Raw genomic sequence first — 23,969 nt, 5'->3', positions numbered from 1 at the left:
ATCACTTAGGCTGGACGCGTGCCACTCTCCCGGAAGCGACGTCCAGCGACGAGCGAGGAAGCCGCCGCCCTGAGCTCTGACCTGCGGCTGCGGATGATCCGCATGACGTTCGACCGCCCGCTCACCAACAAGGAGCTGGCGCAGCGGCTGGGCAAGGACCCCGCCACGACGCTGCACCACGTGCGCAAGCTCGTCGCTGCGGGATTCCTGGAGGCCATGCCGTCCCGCGCGGGCAACCGGGGGGCCAAGGAGATCCCCTATCGGTCGACAGGGCTTTCCTGGCAGCTCGACAACAGCGAAAATGCGGTCGCCGTCGGCGAGGCGATGCTGCACGCTTTCCTCGGCGAGGTTGCCGACATCGGGCTCAGTGACGTGGATCAGAGCCGTCTGGTCGTCACCGTCGACCCCGAGGAACTAAAGCAGCGGCTCGCGTCGTTGATGGATGAGCTGGCCGCGAAACCGGTCAACCCGGATGTTCCCCGTGTGGCGATCTACCTCGCGGTGTATCCGGGGGACTAACTGTCCGTGGGACGATGAAGGGCAAATGACGGAAAACATCCAGAGCACAGAGTTCGACCCGGAGTTCGACGCCACCTGGGAAGAGGAGGACTTCTCCACAGGTGACTACGAACGCGTCGAGCGCGCTGCGCTGCGCCGTGTCGCGGGCCTGTCCACCGAGCTCGAGGACATCACCGAGGTCGAGTACCGGCAGCTCCGCCTGGAGCGGGTCGTGCTCGTCGGGGTGTGGACCGAGGGCACCGCCGCGGACTCCGACGCGTCGATGGCCGAACTGGCCCGCCTCGCCGAGACCGCGGGTTCCGAGGTCCTCGAAGGCGTCGTGCAGAGGCGCGACAAGCCCGACGCGGCGACGTACATCGGCTCCGGCAAGGTCGCCGAGCTGCGTGACGTGGTGCAGGCGACCGGCGCGGACACGGTGATCTGCGACGGCGAGCTCTCTCCCGGCCAGCTGCGTCAGCTGGAGGAGAAGCTGAAGGTCAAGGTCATCGACCGCACCGCGCTCATCCTGGACATCTTCGCGCAGCACGCGCGGTCCAAGGAGGGCAAGGCGCAGGTCGAGCTGGCCCAGCTGCAGTATCTGATGCCGCGCCTGCGCGGCTGGGGTGAGACGTTGTCACGGCAGGCCGGTGGTCGTGCCGGCGGCGGCAACGGCGGTGTGGGTCTGCGCGGTCCGGGTGAGACCAAGATCGAGACCGACCGTCGCCGGATCCGCGCGCGCATCTCCAAGCTGCGCCGCGAGATCTCCGCGATCGGCGTCATCCGCGAGACCAAGCGCGGCCGCCGCACGGCGAACGAGATCCCGAGCATCGCGATCGCGGGCTACACGAACGCGGGCAAGTCGTCGCTGCTCAACGCGCTGACGGGCGCCGGTGTCCTGGTGGAGGACGCGCTGTTCGCCACCCTCGACCCGACGACGCGCCGCGCGCTGACGCCCGATGGTCTGCCGTACACGCTGACGGACACGGTCGGCTTCGTGCGGCACCTGCCGCACCAGCTGGTCGAGGCGTTCCGCTCGACGCTGGAGGAGGTCGGCCAGTCCGACCTGCTCGTGCACGTGGTCGACGGCTCCGACGCCATGCCGGAGAAGCAGGTCAAGGCCGTGCGCGAGGTTCTCTCCGAGATCAACGACAAGACCGACACGCCGATGCCGCGCGAGCTGCTCGTCGTGAACAAGATCGACGCGGTGGGCGACCTGGGCATGGCCCGGTTGCGGCACCTGTTCCCGGACGCGTCGTTCGTGTCGGCGCACTCGGGCCTCGGCATCGAGGAGCTGAAGGTCCGCATCGCCGAGCTGATGCCACACCCCGAGGTCGTGATCGAGGCTCTCGTGCCGTACGCGCGTGGCGAGGTCGTCGCCCGCGTGCACCGCGACGGCGAGGTGCTGTCCGAGAAGCACACGGAGTCGGGCACGCTGCTCAACGCCCGTGTGCGCCCGGACCTGGCCGACGTGCTCGAGGAGTTCGCGACGAACGGGACGCCTGCTTGATCCTCCCGCCTCCACCGGTGGACGTGTGCCCGGTAGCCATGCAAGAGCTCTCCGGGCTCACGTCCGACGGAAAGCAGTTCTTCGCCGTCAGCGACAGCGACAACGGCACGCTGCGCATCCAGGTCATGGGCCGTGACTGCGTGGTGACGCGCACGATCACGGCGCCCGTCGACCCCTACGACGTCGAAGACCTGGCTATGACGCCGGACGGCACCCTCTGGGCGTCCGACACCGGCGACAACGGCAAGTCCCGCTCCACGGTCGCCCTGCACAAGGTGTCGCCTTCGGGCGCCGTGGAGCGGTTCCGCGTCACCTACCCGGACGGCAAGCACGACGCCGAGGCGTTGTTCATCGACAAGTCCGGGACGCCGTACATCATCACCAAGGAACCCCTCGGTTCCGCACTGGTGTATCGCCCGACGGCCCCGCTCCGAACCGATACGTCGGTGCCGTTGGAGCAGGTCACGCGCGTGTCCCTGTCGTCGACGGACACTCCGGGCGGCCCGCTGGAAGGCACCCTCGACTCGCGCCTGGTGACCGGAGCCGCCGCGGCCGCCGACGGTTCCGTCATCGCCCTGCGCACCTACACCGACGCCTACCTGTTCCCGGTCCCCGACGGCGACGTCGTGAAGGCCCTGTCCGGCGACCCGGTCCGCGTCCCGCTGCCGAACGAACCGCAGGGCGAGGCCATCGCCTTCGACCCGGACGGCACCCTGCTCTCCGCCTCCGAGGGAACCGGCACCCCGATCCGCGCCGTCGCGGGCGCCGCGGCCCTGGCCCAGCCACCCCCTCCGGCGACCACGACACCGCCGCCCGCCGCCGACCAGTCCGAAGCGGCCCCGCCGGCGTCGTCGTCCTGGCAGAACTGGCCACTGGCGCTGACCCTGGGCGGCCTCGTGCTGATCGCCGCCCTGGTCATCGGCCTGCGCTTGCGCCGCCGCGCCTGACGGTCAGTCCCAGGCGACGGGCATCCGTTCCAGACCGCCGATCACCACACTCGCCCGATGCGGCAACTCGCTCTCGGGAACGGCCAGCCGCAGCTTCGGGAACCGGGTGAAGAGCCCCGGAAAGGCGATCTTCAGCTCGATCCGCGCGAGGTGCTGCCCGATGCACTGGTGGACGCCGTGCCCGAACGCGAGATGCCCGGCCGCGCCCCGAGCCAGGTCGAGAGCGTCCGGATCGGCGTAGCGCGCCGGATCCCGGTTCGCCGACCCCAGCTCGACGAACACCGTGTCGCCCGCGCGCACGACGACGCCGTCGATCTCGACGTCCTCCAACGCGGTACGCGCCGTAGCGGGCGTCAGACTGATGTATCGCAGCAGCTCCTCGACGGCCGCGCCGGGATCGGCGAGCATCGCCTCCACCCGAGCCGGCTCACGGAGCAGCTCCAACGCGCCGAGCGACAACATGTTCGTGGTCGTGTCGAGGCCGCCTCCGAGCAACGCCATGCCCATCGCCGCCATCTCGTCGTCGCTGAGCGGTGACCTGTCCGGCTCCGAGTTGACGAGGTCGCTCAGCACGTCGTCCGTCGGCTCGGCCTGCTTGGCCGCGACCATCTCCAGCATGAACCGCTGCAGCCTCCCGAAGGCGGCGAACATCGCCTCGGCCTCACCGGCCTCCGCACCGCTCGCCCCGGTCAGCAGCATCGCGTCCCGCTGGAACTCCGTCCGCCGCTCGTACGGAACCCCGAGCAACTCGCAGATCATCAGCCCCGGCACGGGCACCGCGAAGTGCTCGACCAGATCAGCGGGCGAGCCGTGAGCGGCCAGCGCGTCGAGGTGCTCAGCCGTGATCACCTCGAGCCGCTCGGCGAGCAGCCGCATCCGCCGCACCGTGAACTGCCCGGTCAGCCTGCTCCGGTACCGGGTGTGGTCCGGCGGGTCGTGATCGGTGAACGCACCGGGCGGCGACGGCGGCGCGTCCCCAGGGCTGCCCGGCCCGAACGGGTTGTGCATCAGATCCGGCCGGATGCTGAACCGGCCGTCCGCGAGCACGGCGCGCACGGTCGAGTGATCGTGCGCCCGCCAGCCGACGTGCCCGTCCGGATACGTCATCGGACTCAATGGCATTGCTCCCCCTTGCAACGAGGTTGTTTCCTCTCCCTGCAAGCTAAAAACGTTTGCGGACGAAGTCAAAAGACTCATTGCAATGGCTTGAAGCGCAAGGCACCATGGTGTCGTGCCTGGTAAGCGGCTAGAAGAAGAAGAACGGCAGCTCATCGCCCAGTTCCTCTGGGACGGGCTGGGGTACTCCGAAATCGGGAGGCGGTTGCAAAGGCCAGCCTCGACGATCCAGCGCGAAGTGGTGCGCAACGGCGGCCACAACAACTACCGGCCGGGCGCCGCGCACCGTGCGGCGAGCGAACGGGCCATGCGCCGGATGCCCGCGGTCGACGACCTCGACGTCGACGAGGAGGCGTACTCGTTCGACCGGAGTCCGGCGCAGGTGCAGGAGTTCCACCTGCGGCTGGTCGCGGTCTTCCGGCAGACCGGGCTGACGCGCACAGCGGCGCGGATCCTCGCGGAGATCTTCATGACCGACCGGGGCAGCCTGTCCGCGACGGAACTCGTGCTGCGGCTGTCGGTGAGCCCGGGAACGGTGTCGCGGTCGACCACCTACCTGCAGGAGATCGACCTGCTGCACGCGGAACGCGACGGCAAGCGCATGCGCTACTTCCTGGGCGACGACCTCTGGTACCGGGCATGGCTGTCGAGCGCCCATCGCAACTCGGTCTGGGCGCAGACAGGACTGGACGGTGCCGAGATCTTCGGTCTCGGCACCCCGGTCGGAGCCCGCCTCAAGGACATGGGCCAGTTCTTCGCGTTCGTCGTGGTGGACATGGAGGCCACCAGGGACAAGTGGCTCGACTTCTTCGAGAAGAAGAAGCGAGCCCGCGGGGAAGTTACGGGAGACGCCTGAGCACCGTCACGACCTTGCCGAGGATGGTGGCCTCGTCGCCGTTGATCGGCTGGTAGGCCGAGTTGTGCGGCATCAGCCACACGTGGCCGTCCTTGCGCTTGAACGTCTTCACGGTCGCCTCGCCGTCGATCATGGCGGCGACGATCTCGCCCTGGTCGGCGGTGGGCTGCTTGCGGATCACGACCCAGTCGCCGTCGGTGATCGCGGCGTCGATCATCGAGTCACCGACGACGCGCAGCAGGAACAGCTCGCCCTCGCCGACGATCTCGCGCGGCAGTGGGAACACGTCCTCGATCGACTCCTCCGCCAGGATCGGGCCACCGGCCGCGATCCGGCCGAGCATCGGCACGTACGCGGGCGTCGGCTTGGACATCGGGTCGAGGCCCGCGTCGATCTCGTTGGGCAGCATTCCCACCGCGCGCGGGCGGTTCGGGTCGCGGCGCAGGAAGCCCTTCCGCTCCAGCGCGCGGAGCTGGTACGCGACCGACGAGGTCGACGTCAGGCCCACGGCCTCACCGATTTCACGCACGCTCGGCGGGTAACCGAATCGGTCGACCCAATCGCGAATCACGTCGAGCACTTTGCGCTGGCGCAAAGTCAGGCCGGCGTTTCCCGCGATCTCACTCACCGCTGCGCCCACAAGAGCTGGGTCCGGCTCGATCGTCTTGCCTGCCACGGTCGCTGTCCTCCTCGCCGCCCCCAGTACGAATGGGATTCCGGCCTCCGTCGATCTTCGTGGTCGACGGTAGTCGTGTTTGCTGCACAGATCAAACACCTGTTCGAGGTATTTGGGCGCGTGTTGTGGCGTCAGGACGGCGGGTCTGGTAGAAATTCGCACGGACGTTCGATCGAACCCCTGTTCGATCATAGTGGTTGACCTGCGATGGAGGTCGTGATGGCGGTGCTCGTCGAGAAGCGGATGCGGGTTGTCGAAGACGCGGACGTCGCAGCGGGACGTCCACTCCGTTCGGGTCCTCGTGTCATGCCCCGCAGGCCGGCGACCAAGCCGCGTCCGCTCGTGGTGCCCTCGTCGCGCGAGTCGAGTTCGTGCGAGGTCCGGCCGAAGCGCGAGTCGTTGTTCGAACTCATTGCGGTCGGCGTCCTGAGCGCACTCACGGTGGTCGCGCTCGGCGTGCTCTACCTACAGCAGGCGGGGGTCACCCCGTAGGTCTGCCCCTACATCTTGTGTTTCGGTGCCCGCCGTGACGTGAACGCTCCGTCACCGGCGGGCTTTTTTGCGTAATCGCCGCTGATCGGCGCAACGTTCCCCCGTTCGAGTGGTGTGTCGAGTTGCGTTGCCGTCCGCAGCGATCTAGGTTCTACCCCTACATCTAGTGGTTACACCGTCGTAAGTAGTCCACAGGTTGTGGGTAACCCGACCAGTGTGGCTGCTGCGATGGGTGCTGCGCTGAGAAGGGGGAAGTGGCGTGCGGTGTCCGTTCTGCCGTCATTCGGACTCACGGGTGGTCGACTCCCGTGAAGTCGACGAGGGACAGGTGATCCGTCGCCGCCGCTCCTGCAACAGCTGCAGCCGCAGGTTCACCACGGTCGAAGAAGCGGTTCTCGCCGTGGTCAAGCGCTCCGGGGTGACGGAGCCGTTCAGCCGCGACAAGGTCGTCGTAGGCGTGCGCAGGGCGTGTCAGGGCCGCCCTGTCGACGAGGACGCGTTCCAGCAACTCGCCCAGCGGGTGGAAGAGTCGATCCGGTCGACGGGATGCGCGGAAATCGCCAGTCACGAGGTGGGCCTCGCCATTCTCGGCCCCCTGCGTGAGCTCGACGAGGTCGCTTATCTGCGCTTCGCGAGCGTGTATCGCTCCTTCTCCTCGGTAGAGGACTTCGAGAAGGAAATCCTTGATCTTCGCACTGCCCGTGCCGAGGACTCACCGGCCGAGCAGTGATCCGCGTGCGCCCAAGCGCGCGTGACCATCATCTTTTCTAAGCACCAGTACGAGGGAGATCCACCGTGACCGAGACCGTCGGCGGCTCAGCCAAGAAGACAGCCGCACGGGCGGCTGCGAAGCCTGCCGCGCTGAAGATCCAGCGCGTCTACACCACCGAAGGCCGCCACCCCTATGACGAGGTCACGTGGGAGCGCCGCGACGTCGTCATGACGAACTGGCGTGACGGCTCGGTGAACTTCGAGCAGCGCGGTGTCGAGTTCCCCGAGTTCTGGTCGGTGAACGCCACGAACATCGTCACCAGCAAGTACTTCCGCGGTGCTGTCGGCAGTGAGAAGCGCGAGCAGTCGCTGCGCCAGCTGATCGACCGCGTCGTGAAGACCTACGTGGGCGCCGGCAAGGAGCACGGCTACTTCCTGGGCGAGCAGGACGCCGAGATCTTCGAGCACGAGCTCACGTACATGCTCCTGCACCAGGTGTTCAGCTTCAACTCGCCGGTGTGGTTCAACGTCGGCACGAGCTCGCCGCAGCAGGTCAGCGCCTGCTTCATCCTCGCGGTCGACGACACGATGGAGTCGATCCTCAACTGGTACCGCGAGGAGGGCCTGATCTTCAAGGGCGGCTCCGGTGCCGGCCTGAACCTCTCGCGCATCCGTTCCTCGAAGGAGCTGCTGTCCTCGGGCGGCACCGCCTCGGGCCCGGTGTCCTTCATGCGTGGCGCCGACGCGTCCGCGGGCACCATCAAGTCCGGTGGCGCCACCCGCCGCGCGGCCAAGATGGTCGTCCTCGACGTCGACCACCCGGACGTCGAGGAGTTCATCGAGACCAAGGCGAAGGAAGAGAACAAGATCCGCGCGCTGCGCGACGCCGGGTTCGACATGGACCTCGGCGGCGCGGACATCGTGTCGGTGCAGTACCAGAACGCGAACAACTCGATCCGCGTGTCGGACGAGTTCATGCACGCCTACGAGAGCGGCAACGACTTCGGTCTGCGCGCGCGCCAGACCGGTGAGGTCATCGAGCGCGTCGACGCCAAGTCGCTGTTCGGCAAGCTCGCCCAGGCGGCGTGGGCCTGTGCCGACCCCGGCATCCAGTACGACGACACGATCAACGACTGGCACACCTGCCCCGAGTCGGGCCGCATCACCGCGTCCAACCCGTGTTCCGAGTACATGCACCTCGACAACTCGAGCTGCAACCTCGCGTCGCTGAACCTGATGAAGTTCCTCGGTGACGACGGCCGCTTCGACGCCGTCACGTTCGCCAAGGCCGTCGAGCTGATCATCACCGCGATGGACATCTCGATCTGCTTCGCGGACTTCCCGACCGAGCCGATCGCGGACACCACCCGCAAGTTCCGCCAGCTCGGCATCGGCTACGCCAACCTCGGCGCGCTGCTGATGGCGACCGGCCACGCGTACGACTCCGAGGGCGGCCGCGCGCTCGCCGCGACCATCACCTCGCTGATGACCGGTGTCTCGTACCGCCGTTCCGCGGAACTCGCGGGCATGGTCGGCGCGTACGACGGCTACAAGCGCAACGCCACGGCTCACCAGCGCGTCATGCGCAAGCACGCCGCCGCCAACGACCTGATCCGCACCTACGGCGGAAACGACGCCGCCACGCACAAGGTCGCGACCGAGGCGTGGCAGCAGTCGCTGGAGATCGGCGCGAAGAACGGCTGGCGCAACGCCCAGGCGTCCGTGCTGGCCCCCACCGGCACCATCGGCCTGATGATGGACTGCGACACCACCGGTATCGAGCCGGACCTGGCCCTGGTCAAGTTCAAGAAGCTCGTCGGCGGCGGCTCGATGCAGATCGTCAACCAGACGGTGCCGCGCGCCCTGAAGTCGCTGGGCTACCAGGACGAGCAGATCGAGGCGATCGTCGAGTTCATCGCCGAGCACGGCCACGTCGTCGATGCGCCGGGCCTGCGCCGCGAGCACTACGAGGTCTTCGACTGCGCGATGGGCGAGCGTTCCATCGCGCCCATGGGCCACGTGCGGATGATGGCTGCCGCGCAGCCGTTCCTGTCCGGTGCGATCTCCAAGACGGTCAACATGCCGGAGAACGCCACGGTCGAGGACGTCGAGGAGATCTACTACCAGGGCTGGAAGCTCGGCCTGAAGGCGCTCGCGATCTACCGCGACAACTGCAAGGTCGGCCAGCCGCTGTCCGCCGGCAAGGGCGCGAACAAGGGCGCCGAGGCCAAGACCGAGACGGTCGTCGAGTACCGCCCGGTCCGCAAGCGCCTGCCGAAGAAGCGCCCGTCGCAGACGGTGTCGTTCACGGTCGGTGGCGCCGAGGGCTACCTGCACGCCGGTTCCTACCCGGACAACGGTCTGGGCGAGATCTTCGTCAAGCTGGGCAAGCAGGGCTCCACGCTCGCCGGTGTGATGGACGCGTTCTCCATGTCCATCTCGGTGGGCTTGCAGTACGGCATCCCGCTGGAGTTCTACGTCTCGAAGTTCCAGAACCTGCGCTTCGAGCCGGCGGGCATGACCGACGACCCGGACGTGCGCATCGCGACGTCGGTGCTCGACTACCTGTTCCGCCGCCTGGCGCTGGACTACCTGTCCTACGACAAGCGCGCGCAGCTCGGCATCTTCACCGCCGACGAGCGTTCGGCGCAGGTGGCCGGCGAGTACGGCGCACCGGCGTCGTCCGATGTGGACCTCGAGGGTCTGCGCGGCTCGGTGGAGGCCGCTCCGAAGCAGGTCGAGGCCGCCGCGGAGACGCCGAAGCACGTCGGTAGCTCGACCGAGCTGCTGGAGCTGCACCTGGGCAAGGCCGCTGACGCGCCGCTGTGCATGACCTGCGGCACGAAGATGCGTCCGGCCGGCTCGTGCTACCTGTGCGAGGGCTGCGGCAGCACGTCCGGCTGCAGCTGATCCTTCAGTTGAACCAGTGGCGGACCGTCACGGCAGTGTGATGCCGTGGCGGTCCGCCAGCTTCTTCTCGACCTCCGCGATCACGCACGCGATCGTCGACGGGTTGAGCCGGCCCTCCCCGAAGCGCATGACGGTCTTCGCGAACTCGTCCGCGGCCAGCGCCCGGCACTCCGCGTTCAGCGACCGGTGGTTGACCGCCGCCTCCTCGAAGCACTCCAGCGGCCTGCGGCCGAAGATGACCTCGAACTCCTCCCACCCGCGCAACGTCCAGTACGTGTCGTAGGACGAGGCCGAAGTCGCGCGCAGCCACCGCCACAGGTACTGCGGATCCTGGTGGCTCGGCGACTCGCTGACGCACCGCCCGCACAGCAACACGAGGTTGTCCGTGGTGCGACTGCCACCCATTGACGCAGGCACGACGAGGTGTTGCTCGAGTGAGGACCTGTAACCGCAGCGCCAGCATCGTTCGTGGGCCGTGCTCCAGTCGATGACGAGCTCGACCTCGTGCTCGACCCGGTACGCGACGATCTGCTGGTTGCTGATGCTCATGTGGTCCTTCCCCAGTTGTTGCCTCCCCTGTCGGTCATGAAGGCGATTCCGTTTCGCCCACCCGCAACTGATAGAACATCTCGCATCAAGGGGGAGAGATGCCTTCGTTCGACGACTTACGCCGGTACCTGCTCGGTCAGCTCAACGCGGCTGTCCGGCGTCCCGGCATGTACGGCGGTGAGGCGGTGATCCTCACCCTGCTCGACGCGCTGGCGTTCGCCGACGACCGCACGGACCGGTGGCAGATTGAGCTCGAGTCGCTGGTCAAGCGCGGCGCGGCGAACGCGGCGATGGTCAGCGGCGCGGTGCACGAGGCGCTCGGCCACCGCAGCGAGGACGTCATGGCCTCGGTGTACGCGGACCTCGCGCACCGGCAGGGCTGGCTGTCGCTCGACGCCGACAGCCGGATCCCCGGCGTGCTGGGGGAGCGGGACTGCCTGCTCGACGACGTGATCGCCGAGTACGGCGAGCCGCCGTTGTGGCTGGGCGGTACGAACCCCAAGTACTCGAAGACGCTCGGCTACCCGGACCGGTCGGGGGCGCTGGTGTTCTTCCACTTCATGCCGGAGATGCGGCTGATGGCGACGCGGCGTGGTGACGGTGGCTTCCGCGACAGCTTCGTCTTCACGCCTGCCGGGCTGTCGAGGTGAACTCCCGGATCACTCCGAATTCGTGTGCCCAGGGTAGGCCGAACCGGTAAAATCGCAGGTGATGCGCATAGTTCTGCACACTCGTGCGCGCCTGGACCTCGCATACGCCTCGCTCGACGGGCTCTCCGTCGGCGACGCTCTGGGCGCTCAGTTCTTCATGGTCGGCCGCTCGTTGCCCGACCTCGTGGCCGGCAAGCCGCCACGGGGTCCGTGGGAGTGGACCGACGACACCGAAATGGCCTGCAACCTCGTCGCCGAGCTCCGTGACCACGGTGACGTCGACCCAACCCGGCTCGCGGCGACGTTCGCCGATCGGTGCGAGCCCTACCGCGGTTACGGCGCTGGGGCTTTCACCATCCTGCGCAAGATCCGCCAAGGCACGCCGTGGAAAGACGCGGCCTCCAGCGCGTTCGACGGGCAAGGTTCGTGCGGCAACGGGGCGGCGATGCGGATCGCACCGCTGGGCGCGTACTTCGCCGACGACCCGCGAACCGTGACGACGCAAGCGATCCGGGCCAGCGAGGTGACGCACCAGCACCCCGAGGGTGTCATGGGAGGCCTCGCGGTGGCACACGCGGCGGCCGTCGCGGCCAGAGCACGGCTGACGGGCACGCCGCCGCGAGATCTGCTCGGAACGGTGCTCGACCACCTCGAAGACTCGTTCGTGCGCAAGGGGATCGACAAGGCGCGCAAGATCGGTGACGCCGAAGAGGCCGCGTACGTCCTCGGCAACGGGTCGCGGGTGACGGCGCAGGACACCGTGCCGTTCACCCTCTGGGTCGCCGCGCACCACCTCGACGACTACCGCGCCGCCATCACGGCGTGCGTCAGGGCCGGCGGCGACGTCGACACGACGGCCGCGATCGTCGGCGGCATCGTCGCGAACCCGCCGGAGGAGTGGCGGCGGGAGCGCGAGCCTCTCCCGAATTGGGTCGAGCGCTCTGATCAGGAGGTTTCGTCCTGAGGGCGTGATTTATTCATCACGTGTTGAGTTATTCGCCGAATGCTCGTAGCCTCCTTTTCAGGCGACACCTGGAGGGGTGACCATGACGCTCACCATCGGCTTCAAGTCCATCGACGGCACGATGCTCGCCACGGTGGGCGGCAAGGCCGCGAACCTCGGTGAGCTCACCAGGGCCGGCTTCCCGGTGCCGCAGGGTTTCTGCGTCACCACCGAGGCCTACCGCGCCGTCGCGCAGGCTGACGAGCTGGCGAGCACCACTCCGGAGAACGCCCGCAGGACGTTGCTGGAAACCGCTGTGCCGCAGGAGATCCGTGATGCGGTCGTCGCCGAGTACCGCAATCTCGGCGACAGGGTCCCGGTCGCCGTGCGGTCCAGCGCCACGGCCGAGGACCTGCCGTTCGCGAGCTTCGCCGGCCAGCAGGACACGTTCCTCAACGTCGTCGGCGAGGACGAGGTGGTCGACGCCGTGCGCCGGTGCTGGGCGTCGCTGTGGACCGACCGTGCGGTCAGCTACCGCGACACCAACGGCATCGACCACACCACGACCTACCTGGCCGTCGTCGTGCAACGGATGGTGCAGTCCGCGGTGTCCGGGGTGATGTTCACCGCGAACCCGGTCACCGGCACGCGCGACCAGATCGTCATCGACGCGAGCCCCGGTCTCGGTGAGGCCGTGGTGTCCGGCGCCGTCAACCCCGACCACTTCGTCGTCTCCGGCAGCGAGATCGCCGAGAAACGGCTGGGGGACAAGAAGCTCGTCATCCGCTCGCTGCCCGGTGGCGGCACCGAACACGTCGAGGTCGGCGAGAGCGCCGGCCAATGCCTCACCGACGGGCAGATCCACGGGCTCGCCGTCCTCGGTCGCAAGGTGCAGCGGCGCTACGGCTCGCCACAGGACATCGAGTGGGCGATCGACGACGACGGCGAGTTGCACCTCACCCAGGCGAGGCCGATCACGACGCTGTTCCCGTTGCCGGACAACCCGGACGGCACCGCGCACGCTTACTTCTGCTTCAGCCTCGCACAGGGGCTCGAACGACCGATCACGCCGATGGGGCGCGCGACGTTCCGGGAGATCTCCAAGTCCGCCCTCGAGATCGTGATCGGCGATCCGCGGAGCAAGTCCTATGTGGAGAACGGCGAACGCATCTTCTTCGATGTCACCAAGGTCCTGCAGAGCAAGGTGGGCCGCGAGTTCGTCACGCGCCTGCTCGGCGTGATGGAGGCGCGCTCCTCCGAGGTGCTGCGGGGCCTGTTCGACGACCCGAGGTTCGCGATCAGGAACTCGTCGCCGACGCCCGCGTTGAAGCGCGTTCTCCGGCTCGCCCGCCGCTTCCGCGTACCCGTGACGGCGATGAAGGCGCTGGCGAACCCCGAGAAGGCCGTGCGCGAGGCGTTGCGGTTGGAACGCCAGATACTGGAGAAGTCCGCGACCCTCTCGATCGAACAGGCGCTACAGCAGTGCGTCGTGCCCGTGCTGCCCCGCCTCGCGCCCACCGCGCTGGTCGGGTTCGCGATGCTCGGCCTGGTCGGCAAGGTCGTGAGGACCGGGCCGGGGGAGTTGCAGACCGTGCTGCGCGGCCTGCCGAACAACGTCACCACCCAGATGGACATGGCGATGTGGGACCTCGCGCAGGAGATCAGGCGCGATCCCGTCGCGCTGCGGCAGCTCCAGGACGGCGAACGCCCGGCCGCGCTCGACCGCTTCCTCGCGCGGTGGGGCCACCGCGCCGTCGCCGAGATCGACCTGGGCCTGCCGCGGTGGTCCGACGACCCGGCGCACGTCATCGGCGTGATCAAGAACTTCCTGCGCCTGGAAGGCGACCAGGGCCACCCCGACGCGGTCTTCGCACGCGGTGCCGCCGAAGCCGAGGCGATGATCGACACGCTCGCCCGCCGTGCCCGAGGCTGGGGCTGGTTCGTGCGCTTCGCGCTGCGTCGCACCAGGGTGCTCGCCGGCCTGCGGGAGTACCCGAAGTACCTGATCATCACGTTGTTCGGTGTGCTACGGAAGCGCGTCGCCGCCATCGGCGCCGAACTCGTCGCGGCTGGGCGGCTGGACGTCGCGGACGACGTGTTCTTCCTGAACTTCGAGGAAATGCGGTCCGCGCAAGGAGATCTGCGCCCGACGGTGGCCGGGCGCCGTGAGGTCTACGACCGGGAGATGCGGCGCAGGCACATCCCGCGCGTGCTGCTGTCGGACGGCACGGAACCCGAAGCCGTGCACCACGGCGCCCCCGCGGAGGGTGACCTCGTCGGCACACCGGCGTCGGCGGGCACGATCACCGGCATCGCACGCGTCGTCATGGACCCGGTCGGCGCGCACCTCGAACCGGGCGAGATCCTCGTGGCGCCGTCGACGGACCCAGGCTGGACGCCTCTGTTCCTCACGGCGGGCGGCCTGGTGATGGAGATGGGCGGCGCGAACTCGCACGGCGCGGTCGTGGCACGGGAGTACGGCATTCCGGCGGTCGTGGGGGTGCGCGAGGCCGTCACGCGGATCAGAACCGGCGACCGGATCACCGTGGACGGCAGCACGGGCGCGGTGATCACACCGGAGTCGCCCGTCGAGGTCTCAGAAGGGCGGCCGGACGCGTAATGTCGGGTTCGTGGCTGAGTCCAAGGGTGAGCTGAACAAGGCCCAGCAGGGCATCGCCGACTACCTGCTGCGCGCCGGCGTCGACGGCTTCGGGCCGTTCAAGAGCGCCCGCGAGGCGGCGTCCGACGCGCTCGTCAAGAAGGGCGACGAGACCGACGCGATCAAGCACCTCGTCCGCACGCACGTGGCGCTGGCGGGCGCGCAGGGCTTCATCACGAACCTCGGCGGCCTGATCACGCTGCCGATCTCGCTGCCGTCCAACGTCGCGGCCACCTACGTCATCCAGACGCACCTCATCGCGTCCATCGCGGCGGTGCGCGGTCACGACGTGGACAGCGACGAGGTGCAGATGGCGATCCTGCTGTGCCTTCTCGGCAATGCCGGAACCGAGCTGTTCAAGAAAGTCGGCATCAAGCAGTTCACCAAGAAGGCCGCGTCGGCACTCATCACAAAATACGGTACGAAAAAACTCGGTACTGTCGTGGCGAAGGGCGTTCCGCTGCTGGGCGGCGTCATCGGCGGTGGCGTCGACGCCGCGTCCACCAGGGCGGTCGGCGCGTTCGCGAATCGCTACTTCACTCACACGGACGTGTTGCCGAAGTTCATCGACGGCGAGGTGCTGTCCGTCGAGATCGAGGAAGCGGACGGAACGACCGATCAGCGTTAGCTCAGCCGGTCCAGCGCGGAACTGAACGCGTCCGGCGGGATGAGCACGCCGCCGCTGAAAGGGTTCTGCAACTGGTAGATCGCGAACAGCAGCAGGACCAGGGTCGAGCTCAGCGTGATCGTGATCAGCAGTTGCGAGGTCAGGGTGGGCCCGCCGAACAGGTACGGGAACAGCAGCGAGAGCCCGGTGCCGATCAGCAGCGCGAGCCACACGACCGGGTTGACCCCGTTGTCCGCCGCGTCCAGCCGTTCCTGCCTGGCCTGGTAGACCTCCCACAGCTGGTTCGCCGCCTCGGCCTTGCGGTCCTCCTGCCAGGCACCGTTCGGCGCCGCCGTCGAGATCGCGTCCCTGAGCTGGTTCAACGTGGCCCAGCCCTGGTTGCCGATCTCTTCGCCGTCGCGCATGCGAGGCCACTCGTCGTCGACGACGGTCGACACGTAGTCGCGGATCAACTGGTCGACCTGCGACTTCACGGGGTCCGGCAGCGAGTCCGACGACCAGTCGACGGCGACCAGCGCGTTGGCCTCCTTCTGCACCTGTTCCTCGGCGCCGTTCGCCGAGTCGAACAGGGAGATGAGGATGAACGCGGCGAGCACCGCGTGCAGACCGGCGACGATGCTGAACACCGATCCGCCCGCGCCGAGGTTCTTCTCGCCCACTTCCTCCGAGCCGAACCGGCGGGTGATGACGACGAGAACGGCGGAGATGGCTGCGGCACCGAGAACCCAGAGCGTGCCGCTGAGGTAAATGCTCAATTCGGCTCCTTTCTGGTGTGGGATTAGACCACGGTCTACTGTGACCGGTACAGCACGGTCTGGTTGACGAGTAATGGTCAGGTGGGAATGCGCGGCAACAGCACAAATACCCGGTTGTCGTATTGGGTTACTCCATACCGGTGGCGGCGGGATTCGCTCGCGTTGGGCGCGGTCTCCTCGCTATTGGTGCTTTCCACGCCGTTCACCAGCGCCGTTGCTCAAGCTGCGCCGCCGAACTGTGACGCTTATCAAGTACGTTCATCCCATCGTGGACACTTTTCGATGTTCACGAAAGTGGACGCGTCATCCGGTGGGGTGACGGAAGTGGCCCGCCTGGACTACGCGGTGAATGCACTGGGGTACTCGCCGGCGCTGGGCCGTCTGGTCGGACTCACGTCCAAGGGCCACCGCTGGTGGAAGAACCCGTCGCACGTCGTGCTGATCGACACCAGGGGAGTGGTCAACGACCTCGGACCTGTTGACGCGCACTGGTTCCGCACCGACGACGTGTCGGCGGGCGCGGTCGTCGGCACCAAGTTCTACGTGCGTGACCACGCCCGGCTGCACGCCATCGACATCGACCCGGACAGCCCGTCGTATCTGAAGATCGTGCGCACCGTGGTGCTGGACTGGCCCGCCCTGACGCTCGACGACTTCACCGCCGACCCGGCGAGCGGGAAGCTGACCGGGGTGTCGGCCGCGGGCTGGGGGCCGGGCGAGGTCGTGTCGTTCGACCCGATGACCGGGCGGGTGTTGGCCAAGGCGGAGATCGCCGAACTGCCCGGCAGGTCCACGTACGGCGCCGTGCTGATCGACTCGGCCGGCACCGTCTACGCCATCAACAACGGTTACAAGGGTCGCAGCCGCGTCTACCGCATCACGGGCACCACGGCAGCGGAACTCTCGACCGGCCCGCAGATGGGCATGATCGACGCGGCGGGCTGTCTGCCGAACCCGATGCCGCCGCGCGTCGAACCTCCCGCACCCCGCCCCGAGGTACCGGCGCCACTGCCACCGCCTGCTCCTCCCGCGCCGGTTCCCGCCCCGGCTCCGGCGCCCGCACCGGTCGTGCCGCCGCCCTCGCCCATCGCGGCCACACCGCCGCCCGTCGCACCGCAGCAACCGATGCCGGTGCGTGCCGCGCGTCAGAAACCCGAGCCTCGCAAGGAACTCGCACTCGACCCGGAGACGACGCCGATGACCAAGTCCCGCAAGTGGGCGATGGTCACCGTCATCCTCGTGATGCTCGGCGCCGGCGCGGCCGCCGCTCGGGCCCGGGGTTAGGACGCGGCTTAATTCGGTTGGCACGAGGCTGCGGCCTCGCTAGCGTTGCGGACATGCTCTTCATCTGATGAAGCCCCGCAGCGCTCTCGACGCTGCCCTTCGCGACCTCGTCGTCGCGCGCGTCTCCGGTGACCCATGCGCGGGTCCATCTCTCACGGCCGTCTTTCGCCGTGCCCTTTGCACGCCCTCTTCGCGAGGAGGCTTTCGCATGCCTGACACCACCCAACCCCAGCCCGAGCCGGGCAACCGTGCCGCGCGACGTGCGCAGAAGCGGGGCAAGCAGGACCAGAACACGCACTTCCAGTTGCCGCAGCAGCGTGTGCCGTTGGTCCATCCGCGCCAGTTCGCGACCCGTCGCCGCGGAGGATCCGCGTAGCCGACGCCGAACCAGGCGCGACACCGGCAGGGGACGTGGCCGAACGGCTACGTCCCCTGCTCCCTTCGTGGGCTTGATCTCCCGTTCTGTCCGGATCCGATCTAGCCTGAGTTGCTACCGGACCGACAGGATCGGAGGCGCCAGGTGAGGATCGCTGACGTTTTGCGGACCAAGGGATCGGCGGTCGCGACAATCGACCCGGACGTCCCGGTGTCCGAACTGCTCAGAGCGCTCGCCGAACACAACATCGGCGCGATCGTCGTCGTCGGTTCGTCCGGCGTGGCGGGGATCGTGTCGGAGCGCGACGTGGTGCGCCGGCTGCACGAGGTCGGCGTCGAACTGCTGTCTTCTCCCGTGTCGGCGATCATGACCGCCGACGTCTTCACCTGTTCGCCGTCGGACACGGTGGACAGCCTCACGGTCGTGATGACCGAGCGGCGCTTCCGCCACGTGCCCGTGCTGTCCGACGGGCAACTGGTCGGGATCGTCAGCATCGGCGACGTGGTGAAGAGCCGGATCGGTCAGCTCGAACAATCGCAGGACCAGTTGCAGGCCTACATCTCCCAAGGCTGACCGGCGGCGGACCGGAAACGCCTCAGTACGCTGGCTCGGGTGAAACCTTCTCCTGACCGGCCCGAACTCGTCCCAGAACTGGTGGAGGTCGCACCAGGGGTCCACGCCTACATCCAGCCCGACGGGTCCTGGATGATCAACAACACCGGTGTCGTCGTCGGCTCGGACGACACGCTGCTGCTCGTGGACACCACGTCCACCGAGGCCCGCAACCGCGCGTTGCTCGCCTCGGTGGCATCGGTGTCCGCCGCCGCTCCCAGCTACGTGATCAACACCCACCACCACGGTGACCACACCTTCGGTAACTGGCTCGTGCCGCCCTCGACGGTGATCGTCGGCCATGAGGCGTGCCGCGAAGAGGTGCTCGCCGCCGGTCTGATCGCCGCGCAGGTCCTGACCGGCCCGGACTACGGCCACATCGAGGTTCGCCCGCCGTCCCTCACATACAGCACTTCTTTGACGCTGCACCTGGGCACGCGCGTGGTCGAACTGCACCACCCCGGCCCAGCGCACACCCGCGGCGACACCGTCGCGTGGCTCCCGGCCGAGCGCGTCCTGTTCACCGGCGACCTGGTCTTCGCGGGCGGCCAGCCGTTCCTCGCGGAGGGCAGCATCCATGGCTACCTGTCAGCACTCGAGTTCCTGCGCGCGTTCAACGCCGACGTGATCGTCCCCGGTCACGGTCCGCTACTGCGAGGCCCCGAAATCGCCCGCGTTCTCGATGACCTGGTCGCCTACACGACCTACCTCTCAGACCTGGCCAAGTCCGGCCATGCCGCCGGCAAGACCCCGATGGAAGTCGTCCGGGAGGCGGGGGAGTCGCGCTTCTCGTCGTGGCAGGAGTCCGAACGCCTGGTCGGCAACCTCCACCGCGCCTACCACGAACTGGACGGCAAACCGCTCTCCGAGCGCCTCGAACTGCCTCGCGTCTGGATGGACATGATGGAGCTCCACGGCGGCCCCATCGCCTGCCACGCCTGACGCCCACCCAATATATTGCTTCCTTCAGGGCTCTGAGCTGCTGCTTAGCAATGGCTCTTTGGACGTCGACGTCCGAAGAGTCATTGCTAAACCAGGTTTCACGTTTTAGACGGCCCACATGAAGGCGCGCATGATCGCGTACTGGAACCTCAGCGCGGCGCCGACATCACCGGACTCCACGACCTGCTTGAGTGCGGCGAGGATGCCCTTCCAGGTCGCGTCGACCTTGTCGAGCCGCTTGACGCCCTCGGGCCAACCGGAGTTACGCAGCGTCACCCGCGTGCCGCCGTCGACCTCTTCAAGTTCCCACGAGACGACGGTCCACGGATCGTCGCGCATGGTGAGCCGCTGGGTGTGGGAGAGCAGTCTGGGCGGGTTGACCTCGACGACGCGGCCGATGACGAAGACCCGCTTGCCATCGGTGGACCGGTAGTACAGCGGCGCGCCTGGTTCGAGCGCGGAGTCGAGAAACGCGTCCATCATCGCGCGCTGCTTGCCGTCGAGTTTGGTGATCTCCGCCCACACCTTCTCGATGGGTACGGCGATCACGATGCTGTGCAACAGCTCGGTACCAGGTTCAGCCAACGTGCTCATCCTCCTGTCCGGCGCTCTCGACCGTGAGCTTCAAGCCGACCAGCGCCGCTGCCCAGTTCTCCTCGTAGTGCGCGACCCACCGCTGGTGGATCTGCTGGATGGGCACGGGATTCAGGTGGTTGACCCGCTTCCGGCCCCGCGGCTCCACGAGCACCAGATCGGCCTCGCGGAGCACACCGAGGTGCTGCATGACGACGTGCCGGCTGGTCTCCAACGCCTCGACCAGTTCGCCCGTGGTGCGCGGTCCCGTGCGCAGAACGTCGAGAATCGCGCGCCTCAGGGATTCGCGAGGGCGCGCCAGATGGCGTCATCATCATGTGGCAGCTTCATTACGTAAGCTTTTAACACCTGTGAACCGAGGTTTCGAGCTCGGAACGGCAACATCGGCAGGTGACTCTCAACGACACACTTCGGCCGCACGCGGGAACCCGCTAGCTGCTGCTCCGCGACCTCAAGGCCTATAAGTTCGAAGCATGCTGCACGACGTCGCCGACGCCACGCACCGATATATTGGCTTGCTCGCCGCTGACCAGCGCGAACACGCGATTCGCGCGATCACCGACGACGACCTGAGGCACCGCTGGGCGTACACACCCGGTACACGCCCAGGACTCGCGCTAGGCGAGCTTCGGCGAGAGCAGCGCAAGGCGGTGCACGGCATGCTCGCGACAGTGCTCAGCCCGCATGCTTATGCCCAGGCCGCAGCGGTGATGGCATTGGAAGACGTGCTCGACCACCGCGAAGGCGGGCACCGCGATCGACATAACGGCGACTTCTGGACCGTGCTCTTCGGCACGCCCGGTGGTGACGACCCGTGGGGTTGGCGAGTCGAGGGACACCACCTGTCGGTGAACGTCGTCATCGCCGACGGCCGCGTTTCGGCGACACCGTTCTTCCTCGGCGCGAACCCGGCCCGTGTCACCTACCGCGGGCGCGTCGTGGGCCAGCCACTGCGACTGGAGGAGGAACTCGCCCGCGAACTCCTGGACCGCATGGGCCCGACCGCGCGCCGCCTGGCCGTCGTCTCGGACACCGCTCCGCACGACATCCGCAGCGGCAACTCGCCGCGAACCAGCCCGTTTGAACCGATCGGCGTGACGCCGGCTCAGCTCGGCAAACCCGCGGCGGAGCTGCTCGTCGACATCGTCCGCTTCTACCTCGACCGGCTCTCCTACGAACTGGCCGACGAGGAGTTCGCCCAGATCGACCCGGAGCGCCTGCACTTCTCGTGGGAAGGCTCCCTGCGCCGAGGCGAAGGCCACTACTACCGCGTTCAAGGCCCGGACCTGCTCATCGAGTACGACAACACGGCCAACGAGGCCAACCACGTCCACACTGTCTGGCGTCGCCATTCAGGTGACTTCGGCGATGACCTCCTCGCCGCCCACTACGACGCGTCACGGCACACTGTCGTCCGTGGAGTGGCCCAGAACGGTTGACGACGCCGTCGCGATGCAAGAACGCCTGCGCACCCAGGTGATCACCGAAAGCGCCCCTGACCTGCAGATAGACACCGTCGCAGGCCTGGACGTCGGCTACCGTAGCAATGACTCGGTTGCGGGCGTTTGTGTGGTGTTCGATGCAAAAACGCTGGCCATCCTCGACGAGGTCATCGTCGAGGACACGACGGACTTCCCCTATATCGCGGGGCTGTTCGCGTTCCGCGAGATGCCGGTCCTGCTGCGGGCCCTCGATCAGGTGACCGTCGCACCCGACCTGTTGGTCGCGGACGGTCAGGGCCTCGCGCACCCGCGCAGGTTCGGCCTGGCGTGCCACCTCGGCGTGCACACGGGCATCCCGAGCGTCGGTGTCGCGAAGAACCCGATGGGCGCGTTCGAGCAGCCCGGCCATGCCCGCGGTTCGATGAGCGACCTCGTCATGGACGGTGACGACGGCGACGAGGTCGTCGGCAGAGCCCTGCGCACGCAGGATGGCGTGAAGCCCGTCTTCGTGTCGATCGGCCACAAGATCGACTTGGACCGGGCATGTGCGGAGGTGTTGCGGCTGGCCCCGCGCTACCGGCTGCCCGAGACGACCCGCCGCGCCGACACGCTCACTCGGCAGGTTGCTTCGTCGGGGTGAAGCTCAGCAGCACGAGCAGGATCGCACCGCAGACCAGCGCGATGTCCGCGACGTTGCCGACGAACCAGCCGTTGTAGTCGAGGAAGTCGACGACGTGCCCGCGCGCGAAGCCCGGCGGCCGGAACAGCCGGTCGAGCAGGTGCGTCGTCGCGCCGCCCAGCATCAACGCGAGCGCGGCCGCCCGCAGCCTCGTCTGCGGCTGCATGCCGTACCGCGCGAGCATCACGACGGCGACGGCCGCGACGATGGTGAAGATCCACGTCGACCCCGCACCGATCGAGAACGCTGCGCCGGGGTTGTAGAGGAGCCTGAGCTGCAGGAACTCCCCGAGCACGGGGATGGGCGCGCGGCCGGTCAGCGCGTTCTCGGCCCAGAACTTCGTGGCCTGGTCCAGCAGCAGCACGAGCACGGCGATGCCCATGACGAGTGGCACGCGGCGAGAGGTGGTGGTGTCCATTTGCGGACGAGCGTAGTTAAGAACACCGCCACTCGGCATCAGACCCTCGTCACTCCTTGAACGCTGCGAGGTCGTCAACGTCGATCGCCGCGCGAAACTGCTCGTCCAGCGTCCCCGATCGCTCGCGATGTCTTCCGCCACGATGCGCTCCACAGACAGGAACGAGACATCCACTGAGTTGCCGCAAGAGGTGGGCGTCCACGATCTCAGAACGTGGCGCGGAAGACTCCGGACAGGAGCGGATGCGCGTCGACGATCTTGCGGGCGATGTTCACGGAGTCAACGAGCGGATGCAGCGCCAACGCTTTCACCGCATGTGCGCGTTCACCGCTGATGGCGGCTTTGATGGTGGCGCGTTCGACGACCTTGAGTGCGGTGACGAGTCCGACGCCCTCATCCGGCACCTGGCTGACCGAGACGGGCCGCGCGCCGTTCGCATCCACAAGGCTCGGCACCTCGATGATGGCGTCCGCGTCCAGACAGGCCAGCGTCGTCTTGTTGGGCACGTTGAGGATCAAGGTGGCTCGGTTGTCGGACGCGATGGCGTGCATCAGGTCCAGGGCGACCCGCTCGTAGCCTCCGCCGTCGAGGTCGTCGCTGTCGCGTTCGTCCTCGCGGGTCTCGGCCATGTACGTCTGCTCGCGTTCGAGGCGGGTCCGTTCCCAGTTCTCCCAAGAAGGAGCCGCGTAGAACCGCTTCTGCTGTTCCTGGAGGAACGCCCCGCGCGAGGCGCCGGACTCCACTGCCTCACGCGTGAAGTAGTAGTAGTGCAGGTACTCGTTCGGAATGGCACCCAGCGTCCGCAGCCACTCCGAGCCGAAGAGCTTGCCCTCCTCGAACGACTCGAGCCGCTCGGTGTCCGCGAGCAGGTCCGGCAGCACGTCCCGCCCGTGCACGTGGACACCCCGCAGCCAGCCGAGGTGGTTGAGACCGGCGTAGTCGAGCCACGCGTCTGCGAGATCGGCGCCGACCGCCCGCGCGACCCGCTTCCCGAGGCCGACCGGAGAGTCGCAGATGCCGATGACGCGACTGCCGAGGTGTGCCGCCATCGCCTCGGTGACCATGCCGGCGGGATTCGTGAAGTTGATGACCCATGCGTCCGGCGCGTGCACTGATATGCGGCGCGCGATGTCGAGCGCAACGGGCACGGTACGCAGACCGTATGCAACGCCGCCAGCGCCAACGGTCTCCTGCCCGAGCACGCCGCAGCCTGCCGCGACGCTCTCGTCGGCCGCGCGTCCGTCTAGCCCGCCGACGCGGATCGCGGAGAACACGAAGTCCGCCCCGCGCAACGTCTCGTCGAGGTCGGTCGACGTCGTCACGGCCGGCGCATGCGCTGTGCCGGTCGCGAGTTCGGCGAGAACGCCTCCGATCGCGGACAGCCGGGCAGCGTCGAGATCGTGCAGCACGACCTCCGTCACGCGACCGGGCGAGTGATCGGCGAGCAACGCGCGATAGACGAGCGGCACGCGGAAGCCGCCCCCGCCGAGGATGACCAGCTTCATGCCTTCACCACATCCATTCAGGCCTCTTCCGCAGTGGCGGCCGCTTCGCTGAATCCTACATTTCCAGGTGCGGTCGACGACGAATTGCCGGAGGTTTGGCAGTCAATCCGCTGTTGAAAGGGTGCGGAGCCTGCGAACGCTCTTCGGGGCCGCTGACCAGGGCGATCACCTTCATCGCGGGCTCTCGCAAAGGGTGCCGCGCGCGACTGAAGTGTGATAC

25 protein-coding genes are annotated in these 23,969 nt (G+C 67.8%); 17 read left to right on the top strand and 8 right to left on the bottom strand.

Annotation, left to right across the window (positions count from 1 at the left end):
- Window positions 1-18: 18 nt before the first annotated feature.
- Genes LX88_RS27265 through LX88_RS27255 form a run of 3 tightly spaced genes read left to right on the top strand, consistent with a single transcriptional unit; the run spans window position 19 to window position 2,952 of the window.
- Complete coding sequence (locus LX88_RS27265) at window positions 19-519, top strand: ArsR/SmtB family transcription factor (protein WP_258950646.1); 501 nt, start codon at window positions 19-21, stop codon at window positions 517-519.
- A gap of 25 nt (window positions 520-544) precedes the next feature.
- Window positions 545-2,005 (top strand): GTPase HflX, encoded by a 1,461-nt coding sequence (gene hflX / locus LX88_RS27260; RefSeq protein ID WP_258950645.1) that lies wholly within the window; start codon window positions 545-547, stop codon window positions 2,003-2,005.
- Window positions 2,006-2,043: 38 nt separating this feature from the next.
- On the top strand, window positions 2,044-2,952 hold the full coding sequence (locus tag LX88_RS27255; RefSeq protein ID WP_258950644.1) for an SdiA-regulated/phytase-like domain-containing protein: 909 nt from the start codon (window positions 2,044-2,046) through the stop codon (window positions 2,950-2,952).
- Between the two features lie 3 nt (window positions 2,953-2,955).
- Here the strand turns inward: LX88_RS27255 and LX88_RS27250 are convergent, their stop codons facing one another.
- A complete protein-coding gene (locus tag LX88_RS27250; RefSeq protein WP_258950643.1) occupies window positions 2,956-4,059 on the bottom strand; it encodes a cytochrome P450 in 1,104 nt (367 codons plus the stop codon).
- A 124-nt stretch (window positions 4,060-4,183) separates the two neighbouring features.
- Here LX88_RS27250 and LX88_RS27245 point away from each other — a divergent pair, with 124 nt between their 5' ends.
- Window positions 4,184-4,924 carry a GbsR/MarR family transcriptional regulator gene (locus tag LX88_RS27245; RefSeq protein WP_258950642.1) on the top strand — a complete coding sequence of 247 codons (741 nt, stop codon included), beginning with the start codon at window positions 4,184-4,186 and terminating at the stop codon, window positions 4,922-4,924.
- Here the strand turns inward: LX88_RS27245 and lexA are convergent.
- A complete protein-coding gene (gene lexA / locus LX88_RS27240; RefSeq protein ID WP_372511437.1) occupies window positions 4,908-5,585 on the bottom strand; it encodes a transcriptional repressor LexA in 678 nt (225 codons plus the stop codon). The two genes, LX88_RS27245 and lexA, sit on opposite strands and share 17 nt — an antisense overlap.
- A 222-nt stretch (window positions 5,586-5,807) precedes the next feature.
- On the opposite strand from lexA, the gene LX88_RS27235 reads away from it, so the two are divergent.
- From LX88_RS27235 to LX88_RS27225, 3 genes are all read left to right on the top strand, one after another.
- Entirely contained in the window at window positions 5,808-6,092 is a 285-nt protein-coding gene (locus tag LX88_RS27235; RefSeq protein ID WP_090073289.1) for a hypothetical protein, read from the top strand.
- Window positions 6,093-6,351: 259 nt separating this feature from the next.
- On the top strand, window positions 6,352-6,822 hold the full coding sequence (gene nrdR, locus LX88_RS27230) for a transcriptional regulator NrdR (protein ID WP_030474703.1): 471 nt from the start codon (window positions 6,352-6,354) through the stop codon (window positions 6,820-6,822).
- A 65-nt stretch (window positions 6,823-6,887) separates the two neighbouring features.
- Window positions 6,888-9,713, top strand: a complete 2,826-nt coding sequence (locus LX88_RS27225; RefSeq protein WP_258950641.1) for a vitamin B12-dependent ribonucleotide reductase — start codon at window positions 6,888-6,890, stop codon at window positions 9,711-9,713.
- A 27-nt stretch (window positions 9,714-9,740) separates the two neighbouring features.
- Here the strand turns inward: LX88_RS27225 and LX88_RS27220 are convergent, their stop codons facing one another.
- A complete protein-coding gene (locus LX88_RS27220) occupies window positions 9,741-10,262 on the bottom strand; it encodes an HNH endonuclease (protein WP_090073293.1) in 522 nt (173 codons plus the stop codon).
- Window positions 10,263-10,360: 98 nt separating this feature from the next.
- On the opposite strand from LX88_RS27220, the gene LX88_RS27215 reads away from it, so the two are divergent.
- The 4 genes from LX88_RS27215 to LX88_RS27200 all read left to right on the top strand — a co-directional run bounded on the left by LX88_RS27215 (window position 10,361) and on the right by LX88_RS27200 (window position 15,142).
- Window positions 10,361-10,912 carry a hypothetical protein gene (locus LX88_RS27215; RefSeq protein ID WP_258950640.1) on the top strand — a complete coding sequence of 184 codons (552 nt, stop codon included), beginning with the start codon at window positions 10,361-10,363 and terminating at the stop codon, window positions 10,910-10,912.
- A gap of 61 nt (window positions 10,913-10,973) precedes the next feature.
- Window positions 10,974-11,876 (top strand): ADP-ribosylglycohydrolase family protein, encoded by a 903-nt coding sequence (locus LX88_RS27210; protein WP_258950639.1) that lies wholly within the window; start codon window positions 10,974-10,976, stop codon window positions 11,874-11,876.
- A gap of 82 nt (window positions 11,877-11,958) precedes the next feature.
- On the top strand, window positions 11,959-14,475 hold the full coding sequence (locus LX88_RS27205) for a PEP/pyruvate-binding domain-containing protein (RefSeq protein WP_258950638.1): 2,517 nt from the start codon (window positions 11,959-11,961) through the stop codon (window positions 14,473-14,475).
- A 10-nt stretch (window positions 14,476-14,485) separates the two neighbouring features.
- A complete protein-coding gene (locus tag LX88_RS27200; RefSeq protein WP_090073300.1) occupies window positions 14,486-15,142 on the top strand; it encodes an EcsC family protein in 657 nt (218 codons plus the stop codon).
- On the opposite strand, the gene LX88_RS27195 is transcribed toward LX88_RS27200, so the two are convergent.
- Window positions 15,139-15,897 (bottom strand): bestrophin-like domain, encoded by a 759-nt coding sequence (locus tag LX88_RS27195; protein WP_258950637.1) that lies wholly within the window; start codon window positions 15,895-15,897, stop codon window positions 15,139-15,141. The two genes, LX88_RS27200 and LX88_RS27195, sit on opposite strands and share 4 nt — an antisense overlap.
- A 324-nt stretch (window positions 15,898-16,221) precedes the next feature.
- Here LX88_RS27195 and LX88_RS27190 point away from each other — a divergent pair, with 324 nt between their 5' ends.
- The 4 genes from LX88_RS27190 to LX88_RS27175 all read left to right on the top strand — a co-directional run bounded on the left by LX88_RS27190 (window position 16,222) and on the right by LX88_RS27175 (window position 19,111).
- Complete coding sequence (locus LX88_RS27190; RefSeq protein ID WP_258950636.1) at window positions 16,222-17,181, top strand: DUF6923 family protein; 960 nt, start codon at window positions 16,222-16,224, stop codon at window positions 17,179-17,181.
- Window positions 17,182-17,389: 208 nt separating this feature from the next.
- A complete protein-coding gene (locus LX88_RS27185; protein WP_170176661.1) occupies window positions 17,390-17,557 on the top strand; it encodes a hypothetical protein in 168 nt (55 codons plus the stop codon).
- A 144-nt stretch (window positions 17,558-17,701) separates the two neighbouring features.
- Entirely contained in the window at window positions 17,702-18,130 is a 429-nt protein-coding gene (locus LX88_RS27180) for a CBS domain-containing protein (RefSeq protein ID WP_258950635.1), read from the top strand.
- Between the two features lie 39 nt (window positions 18,131-18,169).
- The gene (locus LX88_RS27175) at window positions 18,170-19,111 is read left to right on the top strand and encodes an MBL fold metallo-hydrolase (protein WP_258950634.1); all 942 of its coding nucleotides are present in this window, start codon (window positions 18,170-18,172) and stop codon (window positions 19,109-19,111) included.
- 105 nt (window positions 19,112-19,216) lie between these two features.
- On the opposite strand, the gene LX88_RS27170 is transcribed toward LX88_RS27175, so the two are convergent.
- Together LX88_RS27170 and LX88_RS27165 are read right to left on the bottom strand one after the other, a co-directional pair.
- Entirely contained in the window at window positions 19,217-19,696 is a 480-nt protein-coding gene (locus LX88_RS27170) for an SRPBCC domain-containing protein (protein WP_258950633.1), read from the bottom strand.
- Window positions 19,689-19,973, bottom strand: coding sequence for an ArsR/SmtB family transcription factor (locus tag LX88_RS27165; RefSeq protein WP_372511436.1), 285 nt, complete (start codon window positions 19,971-19,973; stop codon window positions 19,689-19,691). The genes LX88_RS27170 and LX88_RS27165 overlap by 8 nt, the downstream gene beginning before the upstream one ends.
- Window positions 19,974-20,178: 205 nt before the next feature.
- On the opposite strand from LX88_RS27165, the gene LX88_RS27160 reads away from it, so the two are divergent.
- Together LX88_RS27160 and LX88_RS27155 are read left to right on the top strand one after the other, a co-directional pair.
- Window positions 20,179-21,144 (top strand): DUF3500 domain-containing protein, encoded by a 966-nt coding sequence (locus LX88_RS27160; RefSeq protein ID WP_258950632.1) that lies wholly within the window; start codon window positions 20,179-20,181, stop codon window positions 21,142-21,144.
- Window positions 21,122-21,787, top strand: coding sequence for an endonuclease V (locus tag LX88_RS27155; protein WP_308203464.1), 666 nt, complete (start codon window positions 21,122-21,124; stop codon window positions 21,785-21,787). The genes LX88_RS27160 and LX88_RS27155 overlap by 23 nt, the downstream gene beginning before the upstream one ends.
- On the opposite strand, the gene lspA is transcribed toward LX88_RS27155, so the two are convergent.
- Window positions 21,759-22,244 (bottom strand): signal peptidase II, encoded by a 486-nt coding sequence (lspA, locus tag LX88_RS27150; protein ID WP_258950631.1) that lies wholly within the window; start codon window positions 22,242-22,244, stop codon window positions 21,759-21,761. The two genes, LX88_RS27155 and lspA, sit on opposite strands and share 29 nt — an antisense overlap.
- Window positions 22,245-22,450: 206 nt before the next feature.
- On the bottom strand, window positions 22,451-23,749 hold the full coding sequence (locus LX88_RS27145; RefSeq protein ID WP_258950630.1) for a 6-phospho-beta-glucosidase: 1,299 nt from the start codon (window positions 23,747-23,749) through the stop codon (window positions 22,451-22,453).
- Between the last annotated feature and the right edge of the window lie 220 nt (window positions 23,750-23,969).

The organism is Lentzea californiensis, from assembly GCF_024648825.1.
Lineage (GTDB): Bacteria > Actinomycetota > Actinomycetes > Mycobacteriales > Pseudonocardiaceae > Lentzea > Lentzea californiensis.
This window is presented reverse-complemented; position numbering and strand designations above follow the sequence as displayed.